The sequence below is a fragment of the Niabella hirudinis genome (assembly GCF_051201075.1).
In the GTDB taxonomy this organism is placed as follows: Bacteria; Bacteroidota; Bacteroidia; order Chitinophagales; family Chitinophagaceae; genus Niabella; species Niabella hirudinis.
In genome coordinates, this window is record NZ_JBPEHJ010000003.1 from 121548 (window position 1) to 148340 (window position 26793).

The 26793-nt window shown below is 43.5% G+C and carries 22 protein-coding genes and 1 tRNA gene; 14 read left to right on the plus strand and 9 right to left on the minus strand.

The window, feature by feature from the left end; genetic code table 11:
• Window positions 1-24: 24 nt before the first annotated feature.
• A complete protein-coding gene (locus tag GGU45_RS07095) occupies window positions 25-732 on the plus strand; it encodes an NUDIX hydrolase (protein WP_435223316.1) in 708 nt (235 codons plus the stop codon).
• Between the two features lie 14 nt (window positions 733-746).
• On the opposite strand, the gene GGU45_RS07100 is transcribed toward GGU45_RS07095, so the two are convergent.
• Complete coding sequence (locus tag GGU45_RS07100; protein ID WP_435223318.1) at window positions 747-1073, minus strand: hypothetical protein; 327 nt, start codon at window positions 1071-1073, stop codon at window positions 747-749.
• 56 nt (window positions 1074-1129) lie between these two features.
• Window positions 1130-3301, minus strand: a complete 2172-nt coding sequence (locus tag GGU45_RS07105; protein WP_435223320.1) for a S46 family peptidase — start codon at window positions 3299-3301, stop codon at window positions 1130-1132.
• 572 nt (window positions 3302-3873) lie between these two features.
• Here GGU45_RS07105 and nadA point away from each other — a divergent pair.
• The 3 genes from nadA to GGU45_RS07120 all read left to right on the plus strand — a co-directional run bounded on the left by nadA (window position 3874) and on the right by GGU45_RS07120 (window position 7196).
• Window positions 3874-4884 carry a quinolinate synthase NadA gene (gene nadA / locus GGU45_RS07110; protein ID WP_435223322.1) on the plus strand — a complete coding sequence of 337 codons (1011 nt, stop codon included), beginning with the start codon at window positions 3874-3876 and terminating at the stop codon, window positions 4882-4884.
• Between the two features lie 175 nt (window positions 4885-5059).
• Window positions 5060-5815: a 3-oxoacyl-[acyl-carrier-protein] reductase gene (gene fabG, locus GGU45_RS07115; protein ID WP_435223324.1), complete on the plus strand. Its 756-nt coding sequence runs from the start codon at window positions 5060-5062 to the stop codon at window positions 5813-5815.
• Window positions 5816-5957: 142 nt separating this feature from the next.
• Complete coding sequence (locus GGU45_RS07120; RefSeq protein WP_435223326.1) at window positions 5958-7196, plus strand: chromate transporter; 1239 nt, start codon at window positions 5958-5960, stop codon at window positions 7194-7196.
• On the opposite strand, the gene nadD is transcribed toward GGU45_RS07120, so the two are convergent.
• Window positions 7181-7753 carry a nicotinate (nicotinamide) nucleotide adenylyltransferase gene (nadD, locus tag GGU45_RS07125; protein WP_435223328.1) on the minus strand — a complete coding sequence of 191 codons (573 nt, stop codon included), beginning with the start codon at window positions 7751-7753 and terminating at the stop codon, window positions 7181-7183. The two genes, GGU45_RS07120 and nadD, sit on opposite strands and share 16 nt — an antisense overlap.
• 9 nt (window positions 7754-7762) lie before the next feature.
• On the minus strand, window positions 7763-8005 hold the full coding sequence (locus GGU45_RS07130) for a FeoA family protein (RefSeq protein ID WP_435223330.1): 243 nt from the start codon (window positions 8003-8005) through the stop codon (window positions 7763-7765).
• A gap of 51 nt (window positions 8006-8056) precedes the next feature.
• On the opposite strand from GGU45_RS07130, the gene ybeY reads away from it, so the two are divergent.
• The 4 genes from ybeY (at window position 8057) to GGU45_RS07150 (ending at window position 13390) form a co-directional block, all read left to right on the plus strand.
• Window positions 8057-8497: an rRNA maturation RNase YbeY gene (gene ybeY / locus GGU45_RS07135; protein ID WP_435223332.1), complete on the plus strand. Its 441-nt coding sequence runs from the start codon at window positions 8057-8059 to the stop codon at window positions 8495-8497.
• A gap of 987 nt (window positions 8498-9484) precedes the next feature.
• Window positions 9485-11353, plus strand: coding sequence for a tRNA uridine-5-carboxymethylaminomethyl(34) synthesis enzyme MnmG (mnmG, locus tag GGU45_RS07140; protein ID WP_435223334.1), 1869 nt, complete (start codon window positions 9485-9487; stop codon window positions 11351-11353).
• A gap of 51 nt (window positions 11354-11404) precedes the next feature.
• Complete coding sequence (locus tag GGU45_RS07145; RefSeq protein ID WP_435223335.1) at window positions 11405-12139, plus strand: DUF2490 domain-containing protein; 735 nt, start codon at window positions 11405-11407, stop codon at window positions 12137-12139.
• A 126-nt stretch (window positions 12140-12265) separates the two neighbouring features.
• Window positions 12266-13390, plus strand: a complete 1125-nt coding sequence (locus GGU45_RS07150; RefSeq protein ID WP_435223337.1) for a glycoside hydrolase family 88/105 protein — start codon at window positions 12266-12268, stop codon at window positions 13388-13390.
• 49 nt (window positions 13391-13439) lie between these two features.
• On the opposite strand, the gene GGU45_RS07155 is transcribed toward GGU45_RS07150, so the two are convergent.
• From GGU45_RS07155 to recQ, 3 genes are all read right to left on the minus strand, one after another.
• A complete protein-coding gene (locus GGU45_RS07155; protein WP_435223339.1) occupies window positions 13440-14855 on the minus strand; it encodes an AAA family ATPase in 1416 nt (471 codons plus the stop codon).
• 355 nt (window positions 14856-15210) lie between these two features.
• Window positions 15211-15283, minus strand: a tRNA-Phe gene (locus tag GGU45_RS07160).
• A 92-nt stretch (window positions 15284-15375) separates the two neighbouring features.
• The gene (gene recQ, locus GGU45_RS07165; RefSeq protein ID WP_435223341.1) at window positions 15376-17643 is read right to left on the minus strand and encodes a DNA helicase RecQ; all 2268 of its coding nucleotides are present in this window, start codon (window positions 17641-17643) and stop codon (window positions 15376-15378) included.
• A 184-nt stretch (window positions 17644-17827) separates the two neighbouring features.
• On the opposite strand from recQ, the gene GGU45_RS07170 reads away from it, so the two are divergent.
• The 4 genes from GGU45_RS07170 to GGU45_RS07185 are packed head-to-tail and all read left to right on the plus strand — an operon-like array spanning window position 17828 to window position 20939.
• The gene (locus tag GGU45_RS07170; protein WP_435223343.1) at window positions 17828-18790 is read left to right on the plus strand and encodes a KpsF/GutQ family sugar-phosphate isomerase; all 963 of its coding nucleotides are present in this window, start codon (window positions 17828-17830) and stop codon (window positions 18788-18790) included.
• A gap of 10 nt (window positions 18791-18800) precedes the next feature.
• Window positions 18801-19880 (plus strand): mannose-1-phosphate guanylyltransferase, encoded by a 1080-nt coding sequence (locus GGU45_RS07175; RefSeq protein WP_435223345.1) that lies wholly within the window; start codon window positions 18801-18803, stop codon window positions 19878-19880.
• 2 nt (window positions 19881-19882) lie between these two features.
• Window positions 19883-20605, plus strand: coding sequence for a 3'-5' exonuclease (locus GGU45_RS07180; RefSeq protein ID WP_435223347.1), 723 nt, complete (start codon window positions 19883-19885; stop codon window positions 20603-20605).
• A gap of 7 nt (window positions 20606-20612) precedes the next feature.
• Window positions 20613-20939 carry an MmcQ/YjbR family DNA-binding protein gene (locus tag GGU45_RS07185; protein WP_435223349.1) on the plus strand — a complete coding sequence of 109 codons (327 nt, stop codon included), beginning with the start codon at window positions 20613-20615 and terminating at the stop codon, window positions 20937-20939.
• Window positions 20940-21101: 162 nt separating this feature from the next.
• Here the strand turns inward: GGU45_RS07185 and GGU45_RS07190 are convergent, their stop codons facing one another.
• A complete protein-coding gene (locus tag GGU45_RS07190) occupies window positions 21102-22637 on the minus strand; it encodes a GH3 auxin-responsive promoter family protein (protein ID WP_435223351.1) in 1536 nt (511 codons plus the stop codon).
• A 137-nt stretch (window positions 22638-22774) separates the two neighbouring features.
• Here GGU45_RS07190 and GGU45_RS07195 point away from each other — a divergent pair, with 137 nt between their 5' ends.
• Window positions 22775-25063 carry a GH92 family glycosyl hydrolase gene (locus tag GGU45_RS07195; RefSeq protein WP_435223352.1) on the plus strand — a complete coding sequence of 763 codons (2289 nt, stop codon included), beginning with the start codon at window positions 22775-22777 and terminating at the stop codon, window positions 25061-25063.
• Window positions 25064-25131: 68 nt separating this feature from the next.
• Window positions 25132-26010, plus strand: a complete 879-nt coding sequence (locus GGU45_RS07200; RefSeq protein WP_435223354.1) for a glycoside hydrolase family 16 protein — start codon at window positions 25132-25134, stop codon at window positions 26008-26010.
• On the opposite strand, the gene GGU45_RS07205 is transcribed toward GGU45_RS07200, so the two are convergent.
• Window positions 26007-26777 (minus strand): DeoR/GlpR family DNA-binding transcription regulator, encoded by a 771-nt coding sequence (locus tag GGU45_RS07205; RefSeq protein WP_435223356.1) that lies wholly within the window; start codon window positions 26775-26777, stop codon window positions 26007-26009. The two genes, GGU45_RS07200 and GGU45_RS07205, sit on opposite strands and share 4 nt — an antisense overlap.
• Window positions 26778-26793 lie beyond the last annotated feature (16 nt).

The window sequence follows — 26793 nt, forward strand, 5'->3', positions numbered from 1 at the left end:
TGAAAATTATAACCCGGTGCATTTATGGCGGCAAAATACAGTAACCAATCGCGTTATACCGTTGCAGTGGACTGCATCGTCTTCGGATATGATGGACAAAACCTGAAGATCCTGCTTGTAAAACGTGCACTAACACCACTAAAGGGAAGATGGAGCCTGATGGGAGGTTTCGTTTCAAAAAATGAGAGTGCCGACCAGGCGGCTGGCCGTATCCTTGCTTCCTTAACCGGCTTAAAAGATGTATACCAGGAGCAGTTTTATACCTTTACAGATCCCGGAAGAGACTCTCAGGAGCGCACCATTTCTATCGCTTATTTTTCGCTAATCGATATTAAAAAATATAAGGAATTTATAAGCGATGCTTACGAGGCCGAATGGTTTTCAATAAAAGATTTTCCAAATCTGATATTTGACCACGAAGAAATGGTAAAGACCGCGCAAAAACGGCTGCAGTATAAAGCCACGTCCCACGCTATTCTTTTTGAGCTGCTTCCGGATAAGTTTACACTGCCGCTCTTACAAAGTCTTTTTGAAGATGTTTATGAATCCAGTTTCGACAAAGGCAACTTCAGCCGTAAAATGCTCTCGACCGGGCTGTTGCTGAAACAGCGCGACAAAGACAAAACCGGATCAAAAAAAGGGGCCTATTTCTACAAACTGGATCGTAAACATTATCAGCAGAACCTGCATAAAATTTTAAAGCTGGTACCCAACCCTAACAATATTCTATAGCTTTTTTTCGGAGCCTATGAAGGTGAGGCCTCTGTTTTTCCCGCATCTGCAGCCGTATCAGAGGTATCAGCGCTCTTACTTCCAAAAAGGTCATGCATCCATTTTTCAGCACCCGGAAAATGTTCCTTTAAAGAATCCATTCCTTTTGTTGCCAGTTCAGAAAAATAATCCTTTGCCTGATCGGCAGAATTTGATGCGTCCTCTTTTAATTTGTTCGCCTTTGCTTTCAGATTATTCATCATCTGTTCCTTCTCCTCATCACTCATGCTGGTATACTTTCCTGCAGCCAGGCCCGCAAGTGCCCCCAGTATAAAAGTGGCAATGTGTTTGTTATTTACCATGAAGAATCGGTTTTAAATGAATCAATAGATATTTAAATATACAAAATAATGTCGGTCTACTTTCCGGCATCAACAAGCTTCATTTCCCGGATCAGATGACCGGCTCCGGCATACTTTTCAATAATAAACAACACATACCGGATATCTACCATAATGTTACGGCAAATGGAAGCGTCATAGCTGATGTCGCTCATAGTACCTTCCCATACCCGGTCAAAATTGATGCCAGTCAGGTTACCATTTGCATCCAGCGCCGGGCTGCCGCTGTTGCCTCCCGTAGTATGGTTTGAGGCAATAAAACATACCGGCATCCGGTAGCCACCCAGGCTGTCCCTTACACCATAGTGACCAAAATCTTTTTCCCGGTACAGCCGGCGTAGTTTTTCCGGAACATCAAATTCATAGTCTCCCGGAATATATTTTTCTATAACTCCATCGAGATAGGTATAATAGCCATAGGTGACACCATCTGCCGGGTTATAGCCGTCAACCTTGCCAAAACCCACACGCAGTGTGCTATTGGCATCCGGATAAAAAGTTTTATCGGTAAACACCTCTGTTTGCGCCTGCATGTATCTTCGCTGCAAACGGTTGATGCCTGCCTGCAATTCATTTAATTTTGGAGTTACTGTATTATTATACAGATCTGCCATTCCAATGATCAGTTTCGCTGCAGCGTCTTTTTCAAATAATTCGTAAAGCACCGAAGGATCAGATCTTACGCCTTCCAGTACTTTTGCAGGATCCAGAAAAATACTGTTTGCATACAGCGCCGCCGCCCATTGCTGATAGTCTTTTCCATACTGTTCAAATTGCTGCTTTGCAACCGGCGCTATATATAAGGGTTTCTGTTTTTCCATATAAACCGGCAATAATTCTGCAAAAATGTCTTTATCCACATCAATATTCAGGTTTTTATATAGAGCGGTCAACTTTTCTAATTGTGCAGCACGTTCTTTGGCATAATCAGGTTTATTTGCTGCATCCTTCAAAGTTCTCAAGCGGTTGATGATGCCAAATAATTCAATTTTCCCGGTAATTTCAAGATAATAATCGCGCGTAAGCGCATAAGGTTCTATTGCCTTATATACCTTGTTCAGCTCCCCTAAAACAGTACGGTACTTGCCCAGGTTACCAGCTTCCAGCCGCTTTTGAAAATCGGCTTCATAGTTCAGCTTTTTTTGAACCCCGTTCGTGCGGGTGAGCCCCAGTATTTCTCCCTGCCACTTTTTCCAGGCATTGGCAATGCCGGCATATTTGGAAGCATACTTTATCTTTAATGCCTCATCCGCCTGCATATATTTTTTCATGATGGCCAGGGTCTTATCCCTGATCATAATTTTTGCGGGATCATTTACTTCCACGATCTGGCGTACTGCTTCACTGGGAAGGTATTCAGAGGTACGTCCGGGAAAACCAAAGATCATAGTAAAATCGTCCTGTTTCATTCCCCTTAGAGAAATTGACAGCGCTTTCTTAGGTACATAAGGAATATTATCCGGTGCATATTCGGCCGGCCGGTTATCCCTCCCCGCATAGATCCTGAAAACACTGAAATCGCCGGTATGCCGGGGCCACATCCAGTTGTCAGAGTCTTGCCCGAAATTGCCTATGCTGGAAGGAGGAGCGCCTACCAAACGCACATCTTTAAATGTTTCCGTTATAAAAAGATAGTATTTATTACCTTCAAAAAAAGGACTTACAAAAGCATTTTCAAAATTGCTGAGCTTTGTTGTTTTCTTAAGCATATTGATATTCCGGTCGACCATACTCTGGCGTTCATTTTCCTTCATATCATCGCGTACGCCATTCAATACCTGGTCTGATACATCATCGATCCGCACAATAAAAGTTACAAAAAGCCCTTCATTAGGCAATTCTTCCGCCTGATTGCGTGCCCAAAAACCATCCCGGATATAATTGCGGTCAAGTGTGGAATGCTTTTGAACAGCCTCAAAACCACAATGATGATTAGTAAGTACCAACCCTTTTTCAGAAACAACCTCACCTGTACAAAAGCCTCCAAAACTTACAATTGCGTCCTTTAAGCTTCCTTTATTAATATCATAAATATCTTTTGCCCCGATCTTCATACCAAGCTGCTGCATTCGCTTCTCATTCAGGTTTTCAAGCAGCTGGGGTAGCCACATTCCCTCATCGGCCTTTGCCAGTCCCATACATAGTAATCCGGCCGCCAGGCCGAAAAATTTTTTTAAAAAACTCATCATTTTAAAATTATTGATGGGGCAAGATAAAGCAAATTTTATCGCTTACTTACATTCGTTTCTAAATAATCTTTCTTTATTTTTTCCGTTATCCGGGGCCTTTTTGTCCCCAATACCCTGTGAATTACCACTACATAATGTGTATAACCCTGCGTGAAACGTGTATGTGAAATGTATTACTGGCTGAAAGATTGAACGAAAAATTGCTTTCTTCCATTTTCGGTGAACAGCCATCATTTTATACCAAGAATATTAACATAGTGTAAATTTAATATGTCTTAAATTTCTTGTAAACATTCCTTAATTCACATTTCTGTTAATAAGCCGGCGTAGCTGCAAGATCTATGCTTTTCATTATGTGGATATCTGTATTTTTATTGTGAGTAAGTGATAAAATAGAAAAACAGAACCTTTTTTAAATTGAGGTTATCCACTAATACACAGCCGTAATAATAATAGGTTATTTTAAATAATTAATTAATATAAATATTATTAAAAGAAAAAAGGAAAATAGAAAAAAGTTTGATTTTTTGTTTAGCTTGGTTGTATCATTGCAACGATAAATTTTTTCAACTATGAATTCAGGTATTTTGGAAACAGCGAAGAATGATTTGGATCAGAATGGTTTTTTAGACCTGGCCGTTGATCCTAAATTGGATTTGTTTGTTGAAATTGAAAAATTAAAACGGGAGAAGAATGCGGTGGTGCTGGCGCATTACTACCAGGAGGCAGACATCCAGGATATAGCGGATTATATCGGCGACAGTTTGGGATTGGCTCAGGAGGCGCAAAAAACCAATGCCGGTATGATTGTTTTTGCAGGAGTGCATTTTATGGCCGAAACTGCAAAGATCCTGAATCCCACAAAAAAGGTGGTGATCCCCGATTTTAAGGCCGGCTGTTCATTAAGCGATAGCTGCCCGCCTCCTTTGTTTCAAAAATTTAAAGAGCAGCATCCGGATCATGTGGTGGTAAGCTATATCAACTGCAGTGCGGGAATTAAGGCATTGAGCGATGTAATCGTTACCAGCAGTAACGCCCGGATTATTGTTGAGAGCTTTCCAAAAGAGCAGAAGATTATTTTTGCGCCCGACAAGAACCTTGGCGCTTATATCAATAAAGTAACAGGAAGGAATATGTTGCTTTGGAATGGTGCATGTATGGTGCACGAGATCTTCAGTCTTGAAAAAATAACAAGGTTAAAACACCTGCACCCGGATGCTAAACTGATTGCACATCCGGAGTGTGAGGAGCCCTTGCTGCGGTTGGCAGACTATATTGGTTCAACCACCGGGTTATTGAAATACACGAAACAGGATGATGCAAAGAAATATATTGTAGCAACAGAAACGGGAATTCTGCATCAAATGGAGAAGGAAAGCCCTGATAAAACATTTATCCCTGCTCCTCCTGATAATAGTTGCGCCTGTAACGATTGTCCGCATATGAAACGGAATACTCTGGAGAAGCTTTATCTCTGCATGAAGTATGAATTGCCCGATATCATTATGGAAGAGCCACTGCGGCTTGCAGCTAAAAAGCCCATCGACCGGATGCTTGAAATCAGTGCTGCTGCAGGGCTGTAAGTTTTTGCAGCGATATTATGCACCCTGGGGTGCGTATTTATTTTTTATAGCTGATGATAAAAATGGGGTGATTTGTTTTTCGATAAATGGTAAAGTAATACCCTTGTGCTTTATTAAACTTTATTGTAACAAAATAATTAACTTTATTTGCAGCTGTTAATAAACCATTTGTTTTATGAAATTACTGGAGAATAAAATTGCCATTGTTACAGGTGCAGCGCGGGGAATTGGGGAAGCGATTGTTGAAACCTTTGCGGCGCAGGGTGCCGCTATCGCTTTTTCTTATGTCAGCGATAGCAGTGCAGATAAGGCAAATGCGTTGATAAATAAATGGAGTAGTAAAGGAGTGCGTATTAAAGCCTGGCAAAGTAATGCCGGCGATTTTTCCGCCTGTGAAACTTTCGTTTCTGAGGTTTTGAAGGAGTTTGGAACCGTGGATATCTGTGTTAATAATGCCGGAATTTCAAAAGACAACTTGTTGTTAAGGATGACGCCTGAGCAGTGGGAGTCTGTTTTACAGGTAAATCTGAACAGTGTGTTTTACATGACAAAACAGGTAATCAGACCGATGATGAAGGCGAAAAGCGGAAGCATTATTAATATGAGTTCTGTAATTGGTATGATGGGAAATGCAGGACAGGCCAGTTATGCGGCCAGTAAGGCCGGGATTATTGGGTTTACAAAAAGTATGGCAAAGGAATTGGGAAGTCGGAATATACGTTGTAATGCTATTGCGCCGGGATTTGTAGAAACGGATATGACGAGTTATCTGCATGATGGTGAGGGATCTTCCAGGTATCTTGCAGATATTCCACTGGGAAAATTTGCAACGGCTACGGATATTGCAAATAGCGCTTTGTTTCTTGCTTCTGATATGGGGTCTTATATAACCGGGCAAACTATTAGCGTTTGTGGCGGGCTCAATATTTAATTTTTTATCCGGTTGTTTTTTGCCGACACGTTGGTGTAGCTTTTAATTATTGCAATCTCAAGTGTAATAGCTTTTGAAATAGTTTGGTTGTGGTATCTTGTTGTTTGTAAAGTTTCAGAACTGAATATTTGAATTATTGGAAATGTTGTTAAGGCATTTGCATTTTTTAAAACTGGTTTTGCTGCATGGCCTTACAGCTTTTGGCGGTCCGCAGGCGCATCTGGCCATGATGATGAAAACATTTGTGAAGCAAACTCCTTATGTAACGGAGAAGGAATTGATGGAGTATAATGCATTTTGCCAGTTGCTTCCGGGAGCTTCGTCTACACAAACATTAACATTGATCGGGTTCAAAAGGGGAGGAGTGCCGTTGGCGATCCTTACATTGTTGGTGTGGATTCTGCCAGCTTGTGTAATCATGGGAGCCCTTTCTTTTATTGTAAACTATCTGACGGGTGAAGAGAGCCTCAATGTTTTTCGGTTTATTGTTCCAATGGCGGCTGGATTTTTAATTTACGCCTGCGTTTCAGCTTTTCCTTATTCTGTTAATAATACGATTACGCTTGTAATTGCGCTTACCGCGGGGTTGGTTACTTTCTTCTTTTTTGGACGGCCTTTTATAGTTCCCTTGTTGATCATTGCGGGGGGAGTTATTACCAATTTGAGCAGGAAGCGGATTCCGCAAATGGAGGTAAGGCCGGGGAAGATCCAATGGTGGAATATCTGGCTTTTTGCAATCATTTTTATTTTTGCGGGTATTTTTAGTGAACTGGCACGTAAGAATGAATGGCAATACCGCAAGCCGGTGAATCTTTTTGAAAACACCTACAGGATGGGAAGCCTGGTTTTTGGTGGAGGAAACGTGCTCATGCCGATCATGTATGAGCAATACAGCGTAAGGCCAGACGAAGTAAAAGAGAAGAATCCCAACGCCATAAAGATTGATAAAGGAGAAATGCTTACGGGTATTGGCATGGTGCGGGCTATGCCTGGGCCTGTTTTTTCTATTGCTTCTTATACGGGAGGGTTGGCGTTAAAGGATATGGGCTATTCCATGCAGGTGTTGGGTGCGGTTATTGGAATGGTTGGAATTTTTTTGCCAAGCGCCCTGCTGGTATTATTTTTCTTTCCGATATGGAATATGCTAAAAAAGTATTCGGTAATCTACCGGTCGCTGGAGGGTATTAATGCAGCTGTTATGGGCATAATGATGGGTTCTACGGTTTATATAATAAAGGATCTTTCCATACTTAGTTTTCAGCCAGGAGCATTTATCAACCTGGGTGTGCTGGCGGGTACTTCTGCAGTACTGATATTTACAAAAATACCGGCGCCTGTTCTGGTATTTGTTTGTTTGCTATTGGGCTATTTTCTGAAATAACCTGCTTTTTCTATTTCTTCAATTACAGTTTCGGGAAGTAAATACCGGATTGATTTTTTTGTTTTAATCAATTGGCGTATTAAGGTTGCGGATAGCTCCAGCAGCGGAGCATTGAGAATGGTAAGCCGGGTGCTTAAACGGCTGTCTATATTGAAACCAGGTCGGTTATAAATTAATATATTAAAATTTTCTAATATATATTTATAGTTTTTCCATTTTTGGATGTTTTGAAAGCTATCTCCCCCTAATATTAAGGAGAATTCATGTTGCGGGTATTTTTCGGTTAGGTGAGCCAGTGTTACAGCGGTATAAGAGGGCCGTGGTAAGGTAAATTCAATATCAGTTGCCTGCATGCGGGTATCATTATCAATGGCAAGTCTTGTTAAGTGCAGGCGTTGGTTTTCATTGAGCAGGGAAGCGGTTTCCTTTAAAGGGTTATGAGGAGAAACCACAAACCATACTTTGTGTACCAATGCCTCGTTAAGGATATGACTGGCGATGATGAGGTGAGCGTGGTGAATGGGATTAAAGGAGCCAAAGAATAATCCAATTTTCATAGTTTGGGTTTAGTTAATGGTGTTAACAACAATAAACCGTGCTTCATCTAAGCGTAGACTGAGGATGTAGCCGGCAACGGCGATGGAGATAGGATCGTTGAGGGGAGCTACTTTAATAACTTCGATTTCTTCGCCAGGAAGGCAACCCATTTCCATTAGTTTCAAAAAGATTTCTTCTGTTGTGAATTTTTGAATACGCGCACGTTGCCCCGGCTTTAGATCTGATAGGAGGCGTTCTTTTTGTTGTTCCATATTGCAAATCTAACTATTGTCGGTTGTCTTTTATTTACGAATTTTGAAAATATGACAGTCAATCAATCACCATCGGTCGGTTTTTCTTTTCATAAAGCGGTTGTGCTTAAAGACCGGAAACGTCTAAAGAGTTTTTTAACAGGCTTGTTTCGGGATAATAAACAGGAACTGGAGCGGCTGCACTATGTTTTTTGTAGCGATGAAGAAATAATAAGGATAAACCGACAGTACCTGGAACATGATTATTACACAGATATTATAACTTTTGATTTACGCGAGAAGGCTACTGACGCCATGAACGCCGATATTTTTGTAAGCGTTGATACGGTGCGCTCTAATGCACATGGGTTAGGAGAGCGTTTTTATAAGGAATTGCACCGGGTTATTTTTCATGGGGCGCTTCATTTGTGTGGGTATAATGATAAAAATAGTAGGGAACAGCGGATTATGAGAAAAATGGAGGATCAATGTCTGTTGGAATATGGGTTTTAAAATGTTTCACGTGGAACAAGTGTGTGTTTAATAATAAAGACCCCTTGGTTTTAGTGGTAGATGTTTTATGGCAGATTGCGTGGGATTGTTCCACGTGAAACTGAGGTAGATTTATTTTCTGATAGTCTTTATGTAAAGGTTTCTATGTGAAACGCCAGGGATGGGCTGAAAAGAATGAATCTGTTGATTATTAGTTGAAGAGAGTAGGTATAATAGGAAGATAGGTTTTTGCCAAGCCAGGATAAATCTTGAATCTTTAATACCGCTTCTTTAGTTATGTTACATTGTGGAGAAAGCAATAATGCTTGAAAACTGAGACCTCTATTGGAGGACGGGCCTTATGATGTTAGAGACGGCGGTAAGCAATATCTGTATACCGGAAGATATATTTTAGTCGCTTTTTGTTGTTTTGGGAGGGCTTAATTTAATCTTAGGTTTTGTTTCACGTGGAACAATGAGATGCAGGGAATGGGGAGTTTTTAGAGGGTTATTTGATTACGGAATGTTCCTGCTACCCCATTGTTGGAACTGTTGGAATGTTTGCTGGAAATTTAGCGGTTAAAGGATCAGTGTTGCTGCTCTGTGTTTGCTTCTACGAATACACTAAAAGAGATTTGATTGGGGGCCTTTATAAGAGTGATGTTTAGAAATGATGGTTTATCATGTAGAGAATTAGCCTCAGAGTTGTCTTCAAGACCGTCTGGTATCTGTTTTTCTTTTTTTATACTGTAAAGCAGATAATTTCTCTTTGTTGTTATTTTAAAGTGGGAATGCATTCCTTGTATTTTTATGAACTTATCAGATATAAAGAAGTTTTTAACGCGCTTATAAAGTGTACACTTTCGGGAATCTCCATCCCAGTCGATCAGAAAGAGTATAAAAATGGATACTGTTTCACGTGAAACAACTATTTCTGAGGGATATCTATAATAACAGAACTACCGGCAAGAGTGCAGTAAGACAAGGGAATGGCGTAATTTTGCACCCATGTTTCCAGAATATGATGTAATTGTTGTGGGTGCCGGACATGCAGGCTGTGAAGCAGCTGCGGCTGCAGCCAATATGGGTTCAAAAACCTTATTGGTAACCATGAATATGCAGACTATTGCCCAAATGAGTTGTAACCCGGCAATGGGTGGTATTGCAAAGGGACAAATTGTACGGGAGATAGATGCATTGGGAGGATACTCCGGTATTGTGACGGATTTGTCTATGATCCAATTCCGTATGCTGAACCGGTCGAAAGGGCCGGCTATGTGGAGCCCAAGGGCTCAAAGCGACCGTATGTTGTTTGCCGCAAAATGGCGGGAGATGCTGGAGCAAACCGCAAATCTCGATTTTTATCAGGATATGGTGAAGGGACTGGTTGTTAAAGATGGGAGAGTTGCCGGCGTGATAACTGGTTTGGGACATGAAATACGGGGCAAAGCCGTTGTACTAACCAATGGTACCTTTTTGAACGGAATTATTCATATTGGCGAAAAGCAATTCGGAGGAGGACGGGTTGCGGAAAAAGCTGCCAGCGGCATTACCGAGCAATTGGTGAGTCTTGGGTTTGAAAGCGACCGTCTGAAAACAGGCACCCCGCCAAGAGTTGATGGACGAAGCCTGGATTATTCAAAAATGGAAATCCAGGAGGGAGATGAGGAAATTGTAGGTTTTTCATTTGCAGATACGCCCAAGATAGATCCTAAAAAACAACGGGGCTGCTGGATTACTTATACCGACCATAAGGTTCATGATATGCTAAAAACGGGCTTTGACCGGAGCCCGATGTACGCGGGTAGGATTGATGGAGTGGGCCCCCGGTATTGCCCCAGCATTGAAGATAAGATCAATCGTTTTGCAGATAAAGAACGCCACCAGCTTTTTGTAGAACCTGAGGGATGGAATACGGTGGAAATTTATGTAAATGGTTTTTCTACTTCTTTGCCGGAAGAAGTGCAGTATGCCGCTTTACGAATGGTTCCTGGCTTTGAAAATGCGCGCTTGTTTCGACCAGGATACGCTATTGAATATGATTATTTTCCTCCAACCCAGCTTAAAAACACATTAGAAACAAAGATAATACATAATTTATACTTTGCAGGTCAGATCAACGGAACTACGGGTTATGAAGAAGCGGCCTGCCAGGGAATTATGGCGGGCATTAATGCACATTTAAAAGTACAGGAAAAAGATCCGTTTACACTTCGGAGAAGTGATGCCTATATCGGCGTACTCATAGATGACCTTATCAACAAAGGAACCGAAGAACCCTACCGTATGTTTACCTCCCGGGCAGAATATCGTACCCTGCTGCGCCAGGATAATGCCGATGCCCGGCTAACTCCTCTTAGTTATAAACTGGGATTGGCTTCAGAAGAAAGAATGAATAAAATAAGGCAAAAAAATGAAAATATTGCCAATATAAAAACAATATTAAAGAATTTATCGATACGGCCCGATGAAATAAACGAATTTCTTTCAGATCATGAATCATCGCCCATACAGGAAAAACAACGGGTAGAAAAGATCTTGCTGCGTCCGGATATTGAACTGGAGAACCTCGTGAATGCTATCCCCTTTTTAAAGGAGCAGGTTAAAAACTATACAAAAGAAGAACTGGAGCAGGCCTCTATCCTTACCAAATATGAAACGTATATTGAGAAGGAACGGGAGCTCGTAAACCGGATGAGTGAAATGGAAAATCTAATAATACCTCCCGGGTTCGATTATTTCCGGTTAAGCTCTCTTGGAAATGAAGCCCGCGAAAAATTGAACCGTATCCGGCCCCAAACCCTGGGTCAGGCCAGCAGAATTTCAGGAATCAAGCCCAGCGATATCCAGATCCTGATGGTGTATATGGGCCGCTAAATTTCTTTCAGGCTTTGTAAATAATTAATGAAGTAGTAGTAAAAAACAATTATGTTCCGCAACATTATAGTATTTACATTTATATTAATGATCAGTGGCAGGGCTATTGCCCAGTCTCAGAATAATGAAGAACACCTTTCGGGTTTTCTGATGACTTCAATTACCTACAAGTTTAGTCCCAAATGGATGGCCTATACCGAATTGCAGACGCGTTCCATTGAACATTTTTCGCCGCTGGATTATACGGAAACCAAGGGAGGAATCGGGTATAATATTAATAGGGGCAATCAGGCTTTCGTTGGTTTTGGCCGGTACGCCACACGCCGGCAGCAAGAGCTTTACCAACGGGAGTTGCGCTTGTGGTTGCAGTATACATTTACCAACAACATTGGAAAGCTGAAACTGGATCACAGGGGACGTGCCGAACAGCGTTTTTTCCATTTCCCGCAAACAGCGGATAATAAAACAGATCAGCGATTCCGTTACCGGCTGAGTGCAACATTACCCATCAATAAAAAGAAAGTGGAAGCACAAACTTTTTTTGTAAATGGGTTTGAAGAACTTTTTTTGGGCCCTAAAGCAGACCTGGTAAAACGAAACCGTCTCTTTACAGGTTTTGGGTACCAGTTTACCAAAGCAGTGGGAGCTTCTACAGGCTATATGTGGCAGCGGGAGCTTGCACCCTCCGGAAACAGGAACCTGCATTTTATGTACCTGGCCTTAAATTTTATATTGGATAGAAAAAGTGATAATAATCGACATATTGATATTCCAGTTGCCGATTAATAGAAAAATACGATACATGTCGTATTTTATATATACTTTTTGATCAGCTTTTTTTGATGCCGAATGGGGCTTTTCCCCGCCCTTTTCTTATTTTCATTCTTTTTAATAACGATTAATACTGTACAGATGCTTAGTTCCCTATTCAAAAGTTTGCCCGTTTTTTGTGCCCTGTTCTTTATTTCGATAACGGGCCGTTCGGCACGTGCACAGGATCCCCGGCCCAAAGATGTTTTGAAGATTATGCACCGGGTGGCCGACTGGCAGCTGGACAACTGGAAAACCAAGGGTTTTAAATATGCTAAATCCGACTGGACAAACGGTGCCTGCTATACCGGGTTATATAGTGCGGGTACACTCAAAGGAGGAAAAAAATACCTGCAGGCCCTGGTGCACATAGGGAGTGAACTGGGGTGGAATACCGGCCGCCGCCGTTTTTTTGCGGATGATTATTGTGTGGGTCAAACTTATGCACAGCTGTCTATGAAGTATCATGATAAAAAAATGATTGCCCCCTTTGTGCTGCTGGCAGACAGTATTGTTGCAAAACCGCATGACGAACCATTGAACTGGAAAAACAGCATACAGTTAAGGGAGTGGGCCTGGTGCGATGCATTGTTTATGGGGCCGCCTTCGCTGGCCTATCTAAGCTCGGCAACAAAGGACAGCCGGTATCTGGATATGGCGGCAAAGCTCTGGTGGAAAACGACCGATTTTTTGTACGATCCATCTGAACAACTGTATTTCAGGGATGAAAGCTATTTTAATAAAAAAGAAAAGAACGGACAAAAAACATTTTGGTCCCGGGGCAATGGCTGGGTATTAGGAGGGTTGGTACGCATGCTCGAAAACATGCCGGCAAATTATCCTGATAAAGCAAAATTTGAAAAGCTTTATAAAGACATGATTGCAAAGGTTGTTTCGTTACAGCAACCGGATGGCAGCTGGCATGCATCGCTTCTGGATCCGGAGAGTTTCCCGATAAAGGAGATGAGCGGCACCGGTTTCTTTTGCTATTCCATCTTGTGGGGATTGAATCATGGTTTGCTGGATAAAGCTGTTTACTGGCCCGCAGCAAAGAAAGCATGGGCGGTTATGGTGTCCTCAGTAAATGCGGATGGAATGTTGGGTTATGTGCAACGCATAGGAGCAGCGCCGGACAAGGTAAATGCGGAAAGCACAGAAGTTTATGGTGTTGGAGCTTTTTTGCTTACGGGAACGCAGTTATATCATTACCTGAAAGGCGGCCGGTAAAAAATGTAACTGTTCGTTTAGCTGAAAGGGCCTGTTTTTTAATGCCGGTTTATTGGTCTGCACCAGGGTGGAAAAGTACATCCATACTTAAACTGTTTTGAACCAGGGCACCTGCATATTCGTTTGAAGCCAAACCATAGGTGGTAATCATCGTTATAAATAGTGCTTTCCGGGTGTTTGTTGTTTCGCGGAACGCAGCAATTTTATTTCTCAATTCTCCGGCGTATTTTTTTGTGATCTTAAAGTCATTGACTGAAAATTTCATTTCACAAAGATTGATCACCTGGTCCTTACGGTCGATTACCAGGTCTATTTGTGCACCATTCCCAATCCAGGAAGAAGCGGTTGTTTGCACCCCGCTAATACCAAGTGCCTGTTTGATTTCTTTTATATGTGCAAGGCATACCTGTTCAAACGCATAGCCGCTCCAGGCGCGGTGTTTAGGATCGTCCAGCCCATTGATCCAATTATTTTCATCCCGCCGGTTTACAATAAAACGGAGATAGAAAAGGGAATAAAAGTCAGACAACTGGTACAAACTATTTCGCTCCTTTTTACCAAAGGAATAATATTTGCGGATAAAGCCGCTCTCCTCCAGCTCTTTTAATATACGGGTAGTGCTGCCGGCATTCGGCAGTTTTGTTATGACAATAATTTCATCTCTTGTAAGACCTTTTGCTTTTTTACTCAGGGCTTCAATGATCAGGATATGTTTTTCAGCTTTATTAAACAGGGAGCGGTAAAGGTCATCGAACTCTGTAACCAGGAGGCCGTTTTCGCTAAAGCAGATCCGGTCAATGTTTTGGGCAGCACTGCTGCCTGGCTCTACCTGGTTCAGGTAAAAGGGAATACCTCCCATGACCATATATAATTGTATGACCTGGTACCGGTCAAATACAGTGTTCCGGCTTTTTAAAAAGGTCTCGCATTCTGCCAGGGTAAAGGGTTCCAGTTTTATGCGGTGGGTGACCCTGTTGTGCAGACCTCCGGTATTATGGATCAGTTTATTGATCATCCAGGAAGCCGCCGATCCGCAAACGATCAGTATAATATCCTTTCTGCTGCTTGCCCAGGAATTCCAGAAATGCTCCAGTGCAGACATAAAGCCGGATTGGGCGGTATCGAGCCAGGGCAATTCATCAAGGAACACGGTTTTCTGATCGTTAGCTTTTAGCTCCAACAGGGATATCAACCGTTGAAAAGCCATCAGCCAATTCTCCGGAAGTGCATTTTCCTTTGCTGCAGGATCGTATTTTTTAAGGGCCAGGTGAAAGTTCAGCAGTTGCTGCCGGGTATTTACATTGGCCATGCCGGTAACATAAAAATCAAAATAGCCATTAAAAGCTTCCCGTATTAAAAATGTTTTTCCTACGCGGCGGCGGCCATATATGGCGACAAATTCCGATTGCGTGGATCCGCAGATCTTCTTTATCTGCTCCAGCTCCTTTGTACGTCCGATAAGCATGAGGGTATATTTAGCTTTAAGTTATATAAACGGCTATATAAAGCCAAATTTATTTATTAAATTGGCTCTAAGTATAAATTTAATACTATTAAAGCCAAATTTAATATACTGGTTGCCGGTAAGAGCCGTATCCGATACAGCGTAAAACCCTGTATTATATATTACAGCAATTTTTGTTCAGGACAAATAGTTTCTCCGACATAGAACCGGTCGTAGATCGTGTTGTATAAAATATATACGAAGTGCATAGCGTAAAGGTCCCTCGATTTTGAATTGTCCTAATCCCGGATCCTGACGGGATAGTATCAACTATTTTTCATAAAAAATCCCGAAGTAAAAAACTCCGGGATCTCTGTGGTGTGGGCCGGGATCGAACCGGCGACACAAGGATTTTCAGTCCTTTGCTCTACCGACTGAGCTACCGCACCATCCTTTCCGCCTTAGCGGGGTGCAAATATAGCGGATATACAGTATATTGTCAAAAATATGTGGAAAAACTTCAAAAAAGTCTTAAACCGGATCACATACCGTATTCGCTCAAAAATTTGATCCGCATAATTTTAAGCTGTTCCCAATTAAAGTCGAAATCGGCCAGTTCTTCCTGCGCCAGCTGCAGGGATGAGGTTTCACAGCTTTTGAAGTATTCAATAATCTCGTCCTGTTCTTCTTCATCCAGCATTTCATCGATGGCATAACCCAGGTTGAGCCTGGTACCACTGGCAGCGATAGTTTCCATTTCTTCCAGTAATTCATTCATCTTCCAGCCTTTGTTTTTTGCAATGGTTTCCAGCGGGATCTTTTTGTCGGTTTGCTGAATGATATAAACCTTGTTCCCGCTTTTATTTACCACGCTCTTCATCACAAAATCGTCTGGTTTTTGGATATTGTTATCCTCTACATAGCGGGCAACTAACTCAACAAAAGGTTTACCATAGCGGATCGCTTTCCCTTTGCTGACCCCCTGGCATTTTTCCAGTTCAGCCACGGTGGTTGGGTACAGGGTGGCCATATCCAGTAATGAGTTCTCCAAAAAGATAACAAAAGGAGGCAGGCTTTTTCGTTTGGCTTCTTTCTGACGCAGTTCTTTCAGCATTTCGAAAAGCTGTTGATCGGTTGCAGCGCCGTCGTTATCTTCTGTACCGGTTGCCTCATCATCATCCCAGGCTTCTTCAAATTTATTATTAAGAACAATGGAAAAGGTTTTGGGCTTCTTTAAAAACCCTGTTCCTGCGGTCGTTATTTTTAATACGCCGTATTCTTCGATATCCTTTTTGAGCAAGCCTTCCAGCAGCATCTGGCGAATGAGGGAATTCCAAAACAGGGGATCCTGACCCTTTCCGATGCCAAAGGAGGATAATCCCTCATGACGAAACATCTTAACCTGTGGCGTTAACTTGCCAATAAGAATGTTTACGGTGTAGTCGGTTGCAAAACGCTCATCCAGCTCCTTAATCGTTTTTAACACCAGTACGGCCTGTGCCTTCGCTTCCATGCGTTCCTTCGGATGTTTGCAATTGTCGCAAAGTCCGCAGTTTTCCACTTCATATTGTTCGCCAAAATAACTGAGGATCACTTTCCGGCGGCAGACTCCGCTTTCAGCATAGGCAACGGTTTCATTTATGAGCTGGGCGCCAACTTCCCGTTCGCTAAGCGGTTTATCGCGCATCAAATGCTCCAGTTTGCTTACGTCTTTATGTGAATAGTAGAGCAGGCATTTTCCTTCCAGCCCATCGCGTCCTGCGCGTCCGGTTTCCTGGTAGTAGTTTTCGATGGATTTGGAAATATTATAATGAATTACAAACCGGATATCCGGTTTATCGATCCCCATTCCAAAGGCGATGGTGGCCACAATAACCTGCACGTCTTCATTCAAAAACTGGTCCTGCCGCTCTGCCCGCAGTTTACTGTCGAGCCCCGCATGATAGGCCACTGCTTTAATGCCGTTGGCCATCAGTATTTCGGCAAGTTCTTCGGTTGTTTTCCGGTTTAAGGTATAGATGATACCGCTTTTGCTTTTCATACTTTTAATAAAGCGGACGATACTTTCATTGGTCTGCTTCTTATTAACCTTGGGCACTATTTCATAGTAAAGATTATCTCTGTTAAAAGAAGACACAAAAATATTTGCGTCTTTAAGCACCAGGTTCTTAATAATATCGCTTTGTACTTTTGGGGTGGCCGTAGCGGTTAAGGCAATAACGGCGGCATTGGGGTTGATTTGATTCATCATTTCCCGGAGGCGGCGGTATTCCGGCCGGAAGTCGTGTCCCCATTCCGAAATACAGTGTGCTTCGTCAACGGCAAAAAAGGAAATATCCAGATCGCTGAAAAAAGCAAGATTTTCCTGTTTGGTAAGCGTTTCCGGCGCCACATACAACAACTTCGTTTTGCCGGATAGCAAATCGTCATGAACCTCCTTTATTTCTTTTTTATTTAATGTAGAGTTTAAAAAGTGCGCGATCTCATCATTGCTGTTATAGCCCCTTACCAGGTCCACCTGATTTTTCATCAACGCGATCAGCGGAGACACAATAATGGCAACGCCATCCATGATCACAGCCGGCAATTGGTAGCAGAGGCTTTTACCGCCTCCGGTGGGCATAATAACAAAAGTATCTTTTCCTGATAAAAGCGATTGGATGATGGCTTCCTGTTTCCCTTTGAATTTTTTAAAACCAAAATTTTTCAGTAATGCACTATTTAAATCTGTCTTTGTTTCTGTTTTCTTTGAGCGGCTGACCGCAGGTTCCTTTTTTGGGGTGGCCTTCTTTTCGCTTTTCACTGCCATTTCTGTAATATAAGATTTAATTGTCGTTCAATATCCTTAAAAGATACGCAGGATATTCAAAAAAAAAAAATTTTCGGGTAGCGAATTTAACTAAGCTTGGTCTGCTTTTAAAATATTAATGGTTAAAGTTTTTTGTGCTATATAAATAATACATTTGTGTTTTCTTAACGAGGCTGATATATAAATGAGTGACAATATTTTACAACGCGCCAGAAAGACATTCCAGTTAGAGGCCGATGCGCTTGGCGAAGTACAGTTGTTATTGAATGATGATTTTAAGCAGGCTGTTTTGCTGATTCAGGATTGCGTGGGGCGTGTGGTATTTAGTGGAATTGGCAAGAGCGCCCTGGTGGCGCAAAAGATTGCGGCTACGTTTAACTCTACCGGAACGCCGTCTATTTTTATGCATGCCGCCGATGCCCTGCATGGCGATTTGGGAATGGTACAGGAAGCGGATGTGGTGATCATTCTTAGTAAAAGTGGTTACAGTCCGGAAATAAAGGCCCTGGTACCCCTGGTGAAAAATTTCGGAAATAAGTTGATTGCGATCGTGGGCAATACAGGTTCTTACCTGGCCCAGCAGGCGGATCTTATATTAAATACCACCGTTAGCCAGGAAGCCTGTCCTAATAACCTTGCACCTACGTCGAGCACCACCGCCCAGATGGTAATGGGTGATGCCCTGGCTGCCTGCCTGATGGATCTGAAGGGATTCAGGGATGATGATTTTGCAAAATTTCATCCCGGGGGTACATTAGGAAAGAAATTATACCTGAGTGTTGCAGATGTTTTTCCGGGAAATGACCGGCCCCTGGTTTATGAAAACCAATCTTTGAAAGAGGTTATTGTTGAGATTACACAAAAAAGATTGGGTGTTACGGCTGTTGTAAATGAACAAAAAGAGCTTGAAGGAATTATTACTGATGGAGATCTCCGGCGGATGCTGGAAAAGAATACGGACATTGAAGGCACTGTGGCACGGGATATTATGACGCATAACCCCAAAACCATAGAGCCGGGTGAGTTGGCTGTTTCGGCTCTTGATATGATGCGGAAAAACGCCATAACCCAGCTGGCTGTAGTTGAGGGAAAGAATTATTTGGGAATTATTCACATTCACGACCTGTTAAAGGAAGGGTTGATTTAAAAAAGAAGGTATGAGTAACCGCTATGTGGCAATAATGGCCGGTGGCATTGGAAGCCGGTTCTGGCCCAAAAGCCGGACCGACTATCCGAAACAGTTTTTAGATATTTTGAATACCGGCAAAACGCTGATCCAGTCTACCTTTGTACGGTATAACCAGGTTGTTCCCGCCGAAAATATTTTTGTAGTCACTTCTGAAGAATACAGGAATATTGTAGCGCAGCAGCTGCCGGAGTTACCGGTAGAAAATATTGTAACCGAACCCTTCCGGAAAAATACGGCGCCCTGCATTGCTTATATTGCGTTTAAGATTCAGAAAAAAGATCCCGAAGCTATTATGATAGCAGCGCCTTCGGATAATTTAATACTGGAGGATGATGCTTTTAATGAAACCGTTGAAAATGCATTTCAGTTTGTGGAATCCGTAAATGCGCTGGTAACCCTGGGCATAAAGCCCCGGACCCCGAATACCGGCTACGGTTATATACAACATGAAACCAACGAAGCGGCACCAGGGATATTCAAAGTAAAAACATTTACAGAAAAGCCCAACCTGGAGTTGGCAAAGGTATTTGTAAAAAGCGGGGACTTTTTGTGGAACTCAGGTATTTTTACATGGAAGGTAAAGAACATCATTGCCGCATTTGAAAAATACCTGCCGGAGATCCACGAAGTATTTGCTGCCTACCAGGATCAGTTTAATACGCCGGAGGAAGCAAAAGTTATCGGGGATATTTATGCACAGTGCTCCAATATATCGATTGATTTTGGGATTATGGAAAAAGCATCCAATGTGTATGTAATACCGGCTTCATTTACCTGGAGTGATCTGGGAACATGGAAGAGCGCTTTTGAAAATATGAGCAAGGACTATTTTGACAATGCCGTTGTAGGGCAGGATGTAATGGTGTATGATACGCACAATTGCATGGTGCATGTACCTGAAGGAAAATTAGTGGTACTGCAGGGGTTAGAAAATTTTATTGTTGTAGATACCGATGACGTGCTGTTGATTTGCAAAAAAGACCAGGAGCAGGAAATTAAGAATTACGTTGCGGATGTGAAGCGCAACAAAGACGAAAAATATCTTTAAATATGCTTTCGCAATATCCCATTCACTCCATTCTTTTTCTCGACATCGAGACGGTGCCGCAGTACGCTTCCTATAATGAGGTTCCGGAAGCCTGGAAGCAGCTGTGGGAGCGAAAAGCAGGCACTTTATTACGTAACAGGGAGGAAGAAACGCCGGAAGGTATTTATGAACGGGCAGGCATCTATGCCGAGTTTGGCAAGATCGTTTGCATCAGCTGTGGCATCGTTCAGGGCAGCCCCGGCCAGCGAAAGATGGTGATGAAATCTTTTTACGGAAACGATGAAAAACAATTGCTGCTAGCCTTTTCCGAAATGCTGCAGAAGTTTTCTGCAAATGAACAGAAATACCTGTGCGCGCATAACGGCAAAGAGTTTGACTTTCCCTATTTGTGCCGGCGAATGCTGATTAATGATGTTTCCATTCCGCTGGTGCTGAATACGGCGGGAAAAAAGCCCTGGGAGGTAAGCCATCTGGACACCATGGAGCTTTGGAAGTTTGGGGACTTTAAAAGTTATACTACGCTTAACCTGCTGGCCCACGCATTGGGCGTACCAACGCCAAAAGATGATATTGACGGAAGCATGGTGGCCGATGTTTTTTATAAAGAGCAGCAGATCGAACGGATTGTAACCTATTGCCAGAAAGATGTGATTACCGTAGCGCAGATTTTTTTGAGAATGAACGGAGAGCCGCTGATCAGCGAACAAAACATAGAATACAAATAACCAGGGTATGAACATTGAAACGCTTCGGGAGTATTGCCTGCAGCACCCGTTTGTGGAAGAGGGGTTCCCGTTTGGGCCGGACACCCTGGTGTTTAAGGTAAGGGGTAAAATATTCCTGCTTACCGGGCTGGATAATGATCCGCTGCAGTTCAACGTAAAATGTGATCCGGAAAAGGCGGAGATGTTGCGGGAGCAATATTCATCCGTATTACCCGGCTACCATATGAATAAAAAACACTGGAACACCGTTGTGGTAGACGGATCAGTACCGGGCCGGTTATTAAAGGAATGGATAACGGATTCGTATAACCTGGTGGCAAAGAACAAAAGGTAAATTTCTAGAATCCTAAAAAGGGATTAAAAATAAGTTTATTAAAAACCATTGAGGAATTAAGCATAGTTTAGTAGTCGCGATTCTTAATGAATCTTAACTTAATGGTTTTTGAGGGCACTAATGTCGCTACACGGAATTGAATAGTGAAAATTTAAACAGCGTCTAAGACAGAGAGGGCTCTTCTTTCCTGCTTTTGTAAAAAGAAAGAACTTCTTCGAGCAATGTACGGTCGTTGCTTAAACGCGGCACTTTGTGCTGACCACCCAGCTTGCCTTTATAGTGTAACCAGTCTATAAAAAAGCCTTTTGGCAATGCATGAACCACCGGCATTTTTAAAGCAATATCTTTATGGCGTTTGGCCTCATAATCGCTGTTGATGGATTGCAGCGCCGCATCAAGATGTTGCACAAACGCCTCCAGGTTTTCAGGCGTTTTTTCAAACTCGATCAGCCACTCGTGTCCGCCATTTCCTTCATTGGAAAAATAAACCGGTGCAGCGGTGTAGTCGTTTACAATGGCACGGGTTTGCTGACAGGCGATCTGTATGGCCTTGTCTGTGTTGTCAATGATTACTTCTTCGCCAAAAGCATTGATAAAATGCCGAACTCTTCCGGATACAACGATCTTGAAGGGGTCCTTGGAAATAAACCGGATCGTATCCCCCAGCAGGTATCGCCAAAGCCCACCGTTGGTGCTTATTACGGGGGCATAATTGGTATGCAGGTCTACATCTTTTAAACCAATGGTGAGGGGCTGGGCGCTGCCATATTCGCTTACCGGCATAAACTCCATAAAAATGCCATGGTCGGTAAATAACAGCATCCCTTCTTCACCCGGCGCCTGCTGGGCGGCAAAAAACCCCTCGCTGGCGTTATAGGTTTCCAGGTAATGAATGTCTTTACCAATGATCTTTTTAAACTGGTCGTGATAAGGAGTAAAAGAAACACCTCCATGCATATACAGTTCAAGCCCCGGCCATACATCGGCAATGGATGCTTGTCCGGTAATTTCAAGAATCCGTTTAAATAACACCAGGGTCCAGGTAGGCACACCGCTTACAGAGGTTACATTTTCATTAATGGCCTGTGCCGCTATTTTTTCGAGCTTCGTCTCCCAGTCGTCCATTAACGCAATACTTAACTCGGGAGTCCGGAGCCAGTGCCCCCAAAAAGGGCTGTTTTGTAACAGCACGGCGCTGAGATCGCCAAACTGGGCTTCTTCATTTAGCGCATTGATATTATGGCTTCCTCCAAGTACCAGCCCCTTGCCGGTAAGCATGGTGCTATCCGGTTTAAACTGGTAATACATGGTTAGCACGTCTTTTGCCGCCTTGTAATGACAGTCTACCAGGCTTTCTTCGCTAATGGGGATGAATTTGCTTTTATCGCCGCTGGTGCCGCTGCTTTTGGCAAACCAGACAATCGGCGAGTTCCAGAGCAGGTTTTGTTCACCGCCCATGCAGCGCTCGATGTAGGGCTTCAGATCGTTGTACTCATGAATGGGTATCGCTTTTTTGAAGTCGCGGATATTAAACAGGCTGCCAAAATTATATTTTCTTCCAAACTCGGTATATTGTGCAGAGGAGACAAGATTTTGCAATACCTCCCGCTGCGCATCCAGCGGGTGGCTGCGCCAGCCATCGATGCGCCATTGACGCATGCGGGCAAGAGATGATATGGCCGGACTTAACAGGGGCATCTGAAAGCTGCAAAAATAATCACAAAGTAATAAAAAAGAACCGGGTGTCTTTTTTTTCCCGGCTGCCCCAACCGGGACTCACCCAAAAATCAGCGTATTGTTTTTAAATGATCTCCACAGGCTGTAATTTTATGAAAATGAAAAATCGATTTTACCTTTGTACGCTGATCGTTTTGCTGGCGCAAACCGGGATGGCCCAGAATCAATGGATCCAATATGTAAACCCCCTGATCGGAACCCGGAAGATGGGGCATACTTTTCCGGGGGCTACGGTTCCTTTTGGCGCCGTGCAGCTTAGTCCGGATACGGACACCCTGCCTTATGATATTAATGGAAAATATAACGCGGATGTGTATAAGTACTGTGCGGGTTACCAGTATGATGATCCCACGATCGTGGGGTTCAGTCATACCCATTTTAGCGGTACCGGTCATTCGGACCTGGGAGATTTCCTGATCATGCCCACCACGGGGGCGCTTCAGCTCAACCCGGGTACTGCCACTGATCCCGAATCAGGCTATCGCAGCCGGTTCCGGCATGCTGCGGAGACCGCAGAACCCAACTATTACAAAGTAAAGCTGGATGATAACAACATCCTTGCAGAGTTGACCACCACCACCCGGGTAGGGGTACACCGGTATACCTTTCCGCAATCAGACGATGCGCATATTATCCTTGACCTGATGCATGGGATCTATAATTATGAGGATAAAAATGTATGGACCTTTGTGCGGGTAGAAAATGATACGCTGATTACCGGTTTTAAACAAACGAATGGCTGGGCGCGCACCCGTACCGTATATTTTGCAATGGTTTTCTCAAAACCCTTCCGTTCTTATGGATTTGCCAATTTTAAAAATTATCCGTACAAGGGATTTTATAAACGGTTTGATCAAACAAAGAACTTTCCCGAGATGGCCGGGGAACAGATCCGTGCACATTTTGATTTTAAAACCAGTGCAGGAGAACAAATTGGGATCCGCTTTGCACTATCTCCTGTGAGCACCAACAATGCCTTTGAGAACCTTCGGGCCGAGACCTCGGGCCAGGATTTTGAAACGATCAAAAAGAAAGGGCAGGACCAATGGAATAAAGAACTGGACCGGATCAGGATAGAAGCGCAGGACCGGGAAGCGCTCGTAAATTTTTATACGGCCATGTACCATGCTTTTTTAAGCCCAACGGTTTATATGGATCAGAATAAGGAGTACAAGGGCCTGGATCAGAATGTTCATAAAGCAGATGGGTTTACCAACTATACAACCTTTTCGCTTTGGGACACTTACCGGGCATTACACCCGTTTTTTAACCTGGTACAGCCTCAACGGAATAGCGATATGATCCGCAGCATGCTGGCACACCAGCAACAAAGCGTGCATAAAATGCTGCCCGTGTGGAGCCATTATGCCAACGAAAACTGGTGTATGAGCGGGTACCACAGCGTGCCGGTGATTGCCGATGCCATTGTGAAAGGAATCGCGGGTTTTGATGCTAACAAGGCGTTGGATGCCTGTATCCAAACGGCCAACGTAGTCTATTATGATGGACTGGAGGCCTACCTGCAAAAGGGCTATGTACCGGATGACGTAAGGCCCAATTCCGTATCCACCACCATGGAATATGCCTTTGACGACTGGAGCCTGGCGCAGGCCGCAAAAAAGCTGGGAAGGATGGAAGTCTATGAAACATTTATGAAACGATCGCAAAGCTGGAAAAATGTGTTTGATGCATCCATTGGGTATATGCGGCCGCGGCTCAGCGATGGAAGCTTTCGTAAAGAGTTTGATGTGCTTTCCACGCACGGACAAGGCTTTATTGAAGGGAATGCCTGGAACTTTAGTTTGTTTGTTCCCCAGGATCCGGAGGGGATGATCCGCCTGATGGGTGGCGAAAGGCGGTTTTTACCGCACCTGGATTCCCTGTTTACCATGCACCTGCCGGATAAATTTTTTGAAGAAACGGAAGACATTACCCGCGATGGCATTATTGGCAACTATGTACATGGAAATGAACCTTCGCACCACGTGGCCTACCTGTATAATTTCACCAGCCAACCCTGGAAAACGCAGGAGCGGGTGCGCATGATCCTGAAAAAACAATACCAGCCGGCGGTTGACGGGCTGGGCGGAAATGATGATTGCGGGCAGATGAGCGCCTGGTATATTTTTAGTACGCTTGGGTTTTATCCTTTTGCCCCGGGATCCGCATCGTACCAATTGGGAAGTCCGGCTATTAACAAAGCCGTGCTCACATTAGAGAATGGGAAAACGTTTACGATTGATGTAAAAAATCAAAGCGATAAAAATGTGTATGTATCAAAAGTGTTTTTAAATGGAAAACCGGTTAAAGGAACTGCCATAAAACACAGCGATATCATGAACGGCGGAGTACTGCAATTCGTAATGGCGGCACGGCCTGTTAAATAGGGATTATCCAACTTTATTATCTTTAAGTTTGACGGGGTATGATCAATGAAATGTTTAATAACAGCAAAATGATAAAACACAGGACAGGTATTATACTTATTGTATCGTGTTTACAGCTGGTAGCCGGGGCAGTATGGGCACAAAAAAGGAGCGTCAGCTCCGGACAAAAGGTTCAAAAGGGGTATAAGTTAGTATGGGCCGATGAGTTTAATAGGGCCGGTGCGCCGGACAGCGCCAACTGGAATTATGAAACCGGGCTGGAGCGCAACGAGGAATTACAATGGTATCAAAAGGAAAACGCCTGGTGCGAAAACGGCAAACTTGTCATTGAAGCCCGGAGAGAATTGCGGCCCAACCCGCTGTATAAAGCGGGCAGTACCGGGTGGAGAACAAAAAGGGATTCGATCCATTATACCTCCTCCTGTATTAAAACACGCAATAAACAAAGCTGGTTGTACGGCCGGTTTATAATGCGCGGTAAAATCGATATCCGGGACGGCTTATGGCCCGCCTGGTGGACCCTGGGTGCGCATCGCCCCTGGCCGGCCAATGGGGAGATCGATATTATGGAATACTACCGCCATAAGCTGCTGGCCAATATTGCCCATAAAGGCGCCGATGGAAAAGCCCGCTGGTTCAGCACCATTAGTGACATCGATTCTTTGGGCGGCGCCCGCTGGGCGGCACAGTTTCATATATGGCGTATGGATTGGGATGAGGAGGGTATTGCTTTATATGCGGATGATCAGTTGCTGCTGCAAACACCTATGGACAGCCTGGTAAACCAGGACGGCAGCGGAGAAAATCCATTTAAGCAACCGCATTATATGCTGCTGGATTTTGCCATTGGCGGGCAGCAGGGGGGAGATCCTTCAAAAACAACCTTCCCTGCAAGATTTGAGGTAGACTATGTAAGAGTGTATCAAAAAAGCAACGGGGTGCGTTAAAGTGGTAACACGGTTACTTCTATTCCGCCGGCCCTCAGTTCATCAACAATATGGGGCGAAATATTGCTGTCCGTGATGATCTGTTCAATGTCATCGAGCCCACAGATTTTTCCAAAGCCCCGTTTTCCAAATTTGCTGGAATCTGCCAGTACGATTGTTTTACGGGAGGCGGCAATCATTTTGCGGTTGAGTTGGGCTTCCATCATATTGGTGGTGGTCAATCCAAATTCGGTGTCGATGCCATCCACTCCCAGGAAGAGCTTGCTGCAGGAGAAGTCCTCCAGTATTTTTTCTGCATAGATGCCTGTAACGGAAGACGATGTTTTGCGCATGATACCCCCCAGCTGGATCACTTCAATTCCCGGGTGATGGGCAATTTCCATGGCCACGTTTAGTGCTGCGGTAATAACGGTTACATTTCCTTTCGGTTGAATATGTTTGGCAAAATAAAACACGGTAGTGCCGGATGCAATCAAAATGCAATCATTAGGTTCAATAAGACCCGCCGCATATTGTCCAATTTTTTCTTTTTCGGTCGATTGTATGCTAACTTTTTCCATCACCGGCCGGTCACCAATATAAGGATTGCTAAGCGTAGCCCCTCCGTGGGTACGAAAAAGCTGGTTTTTATCTTCCAGGAATTGCAAGTCCTTTCGGATTGTTACGGATGAAACATCCAGTTCCTGGCAAAGATCCAGCACCTGTACCATTCCCTTTTTCTTCAGGGAATTCATTATATGCTGGTGGCGTTCAATCAGACTACTCATAGAGCCAAAAATAACC

Bases quoted from the DNA above. Each gene is read 5' to 3' on its own strand.
- GGU45_RS07120 (WP_435223326.1), top strand. From the start codon at position 5,958: ATGTTGTTAAGGCATTTGCATTTTTTAAAACTGGTTTTGCTGCATGGC.
- fabG (WP_435223324.1), top strand. From the start codon at position 5,060: ATGAAATTACTGGAGAATAAAATTGCCATTGTTACAGGTGCAGCGCGG.
- mnmG (WP_435223334.1), top strand. From the start codon at position 9,485: ATGTTTCCAGAATATGATGTAATTGTTGTGGGTGCCGGACATGCAGGC.
- GGU45_RS07175 (WP_435223345.1), top strand. From the start codon at position 18,801: ATGAGTAACCGCTATGTGGCAATAATGGCCGGTGGCATTGGAAGCCGG.
- GGU45_RS07095 (WP_435223316.1), top strand. From the start codon at position 25: ATGGCGGCAAAATACAGTAACCAATCGCGTTATACCGTTGCAGTGGAC.
- GGU45_RS07190 (WP_435223351.1), bottom strand. From the start codon at position 22,637: ATGCCCCTGTTAAGTCCGGCCATATCATCTCTTGCCCGCATGCGTCAA.
- GGU45_RS07195 (WP_435223352.1), top strand. From the start codon at position 22,775: ATGAAAAATCGATTTTACCTTTGTACGCTGATCGTTTTGCTGGCGCAA.
- GGU45_RS07150 (WP_435223337.1), top strand. From the start codon at position 12,266: ATGCTTAGTTCCCTATTCAAAAGTTTGCCCGTTTTTTGTGCCCTGTTC.
- GGU45_RS07205 (WP_435223356.1), bottom strand. From the start codon at position 26,777: ATGAGTAGTCTGATTGAACGCCACCAGCATATAATGAATTCCCTGAAG.
- GGU45_RS07155 (WP_435223339.1), bottom strand. From the start codon at position 14,855: ATGCTTATCGGACGTACAAAGGAGCTGGAGCAGATAAAGAAGATCTGC.
- GGU45_RS07185 (WP_435223349.1), top strand. From the start codon at position 20,613: ATGAACATTGAAACGCTTCGGGAGTATTGCCTGCAGCACCCGTTTGTG.
- GGU45_RS07145 (WP_435223335.1), top strand. From the start codon at position 11,405: ATGTTCCGCAACATTATAGTATTTACATTTATATTAATGATCAGTGGC.
- GGU45_RS07130 (WP_435223330.1), bottom strand. From the start codon at position 8,005: ATGGAACAACAAAAAGAACGCCTCCTATCAGATCTAAAGCCGGGGCAA.
- GGU45_RS07170 (WP_435223343.1), top strand. From the start codon at position 17,828: ATGAGTGACAATATTTTACAACGCGCCAGAAAGACATTCCAGTTAGAG.
- GGU45_RS07105 (WP_435223320.1), bottom strand. From the start codon at position 3,301: ATGATGAGTTTTTTAAAAAAATTTTTCGGCCTGGCGGCCGGATTACTA.
- GGU45_RS07100 (WP_435223318.1), bottom strand. From the start codon at position 1,073: ATGGTAAATAACAAACACATTGCCACTTTTATACTGGGGGCACTTGCG.
- nadD (WP_435223328.1), bottom strand. From the start codon at position 7,753: ATGAAAATTGGATTATTCTTTGGCTCCTTTAATCCCATTCACCACGCT.
- nadA (WP_435223322.1), top strand. From the start codon at position 3,874: ATGAATTCAGGTATTTTGGAAACAGCGAAGAATGATTTGGATCAGAAT.
- GGU45_RS07200 (WP_435223354.1), top strand. From the start codon at position 25,132: ATGATAAAACACAGGACAGGTATTATACTTATTGTATCGTGTTTACAG.
- ybeY (WP_435223332.1), top strand. From the start codon at position 8,057: ATGACAGTCAATCAATCACCATCGGTCGGTTTTTCTTTTCATAAAGCG.
- GGU45_RS07180 (WP_435223347.1), top strand. From the start codon at position 19,883: ATGCTTTCGCAATATCCCATTCACTCCATTCTTTTTCTCGACATCGAG.
- recQ (WP_435223341.1), bottom strand. From the start codon at position 17,643: ATGGCAGTGAAAAGCGAAAAGAAGGCCACCCCAAAAAAGGAACCTGCG.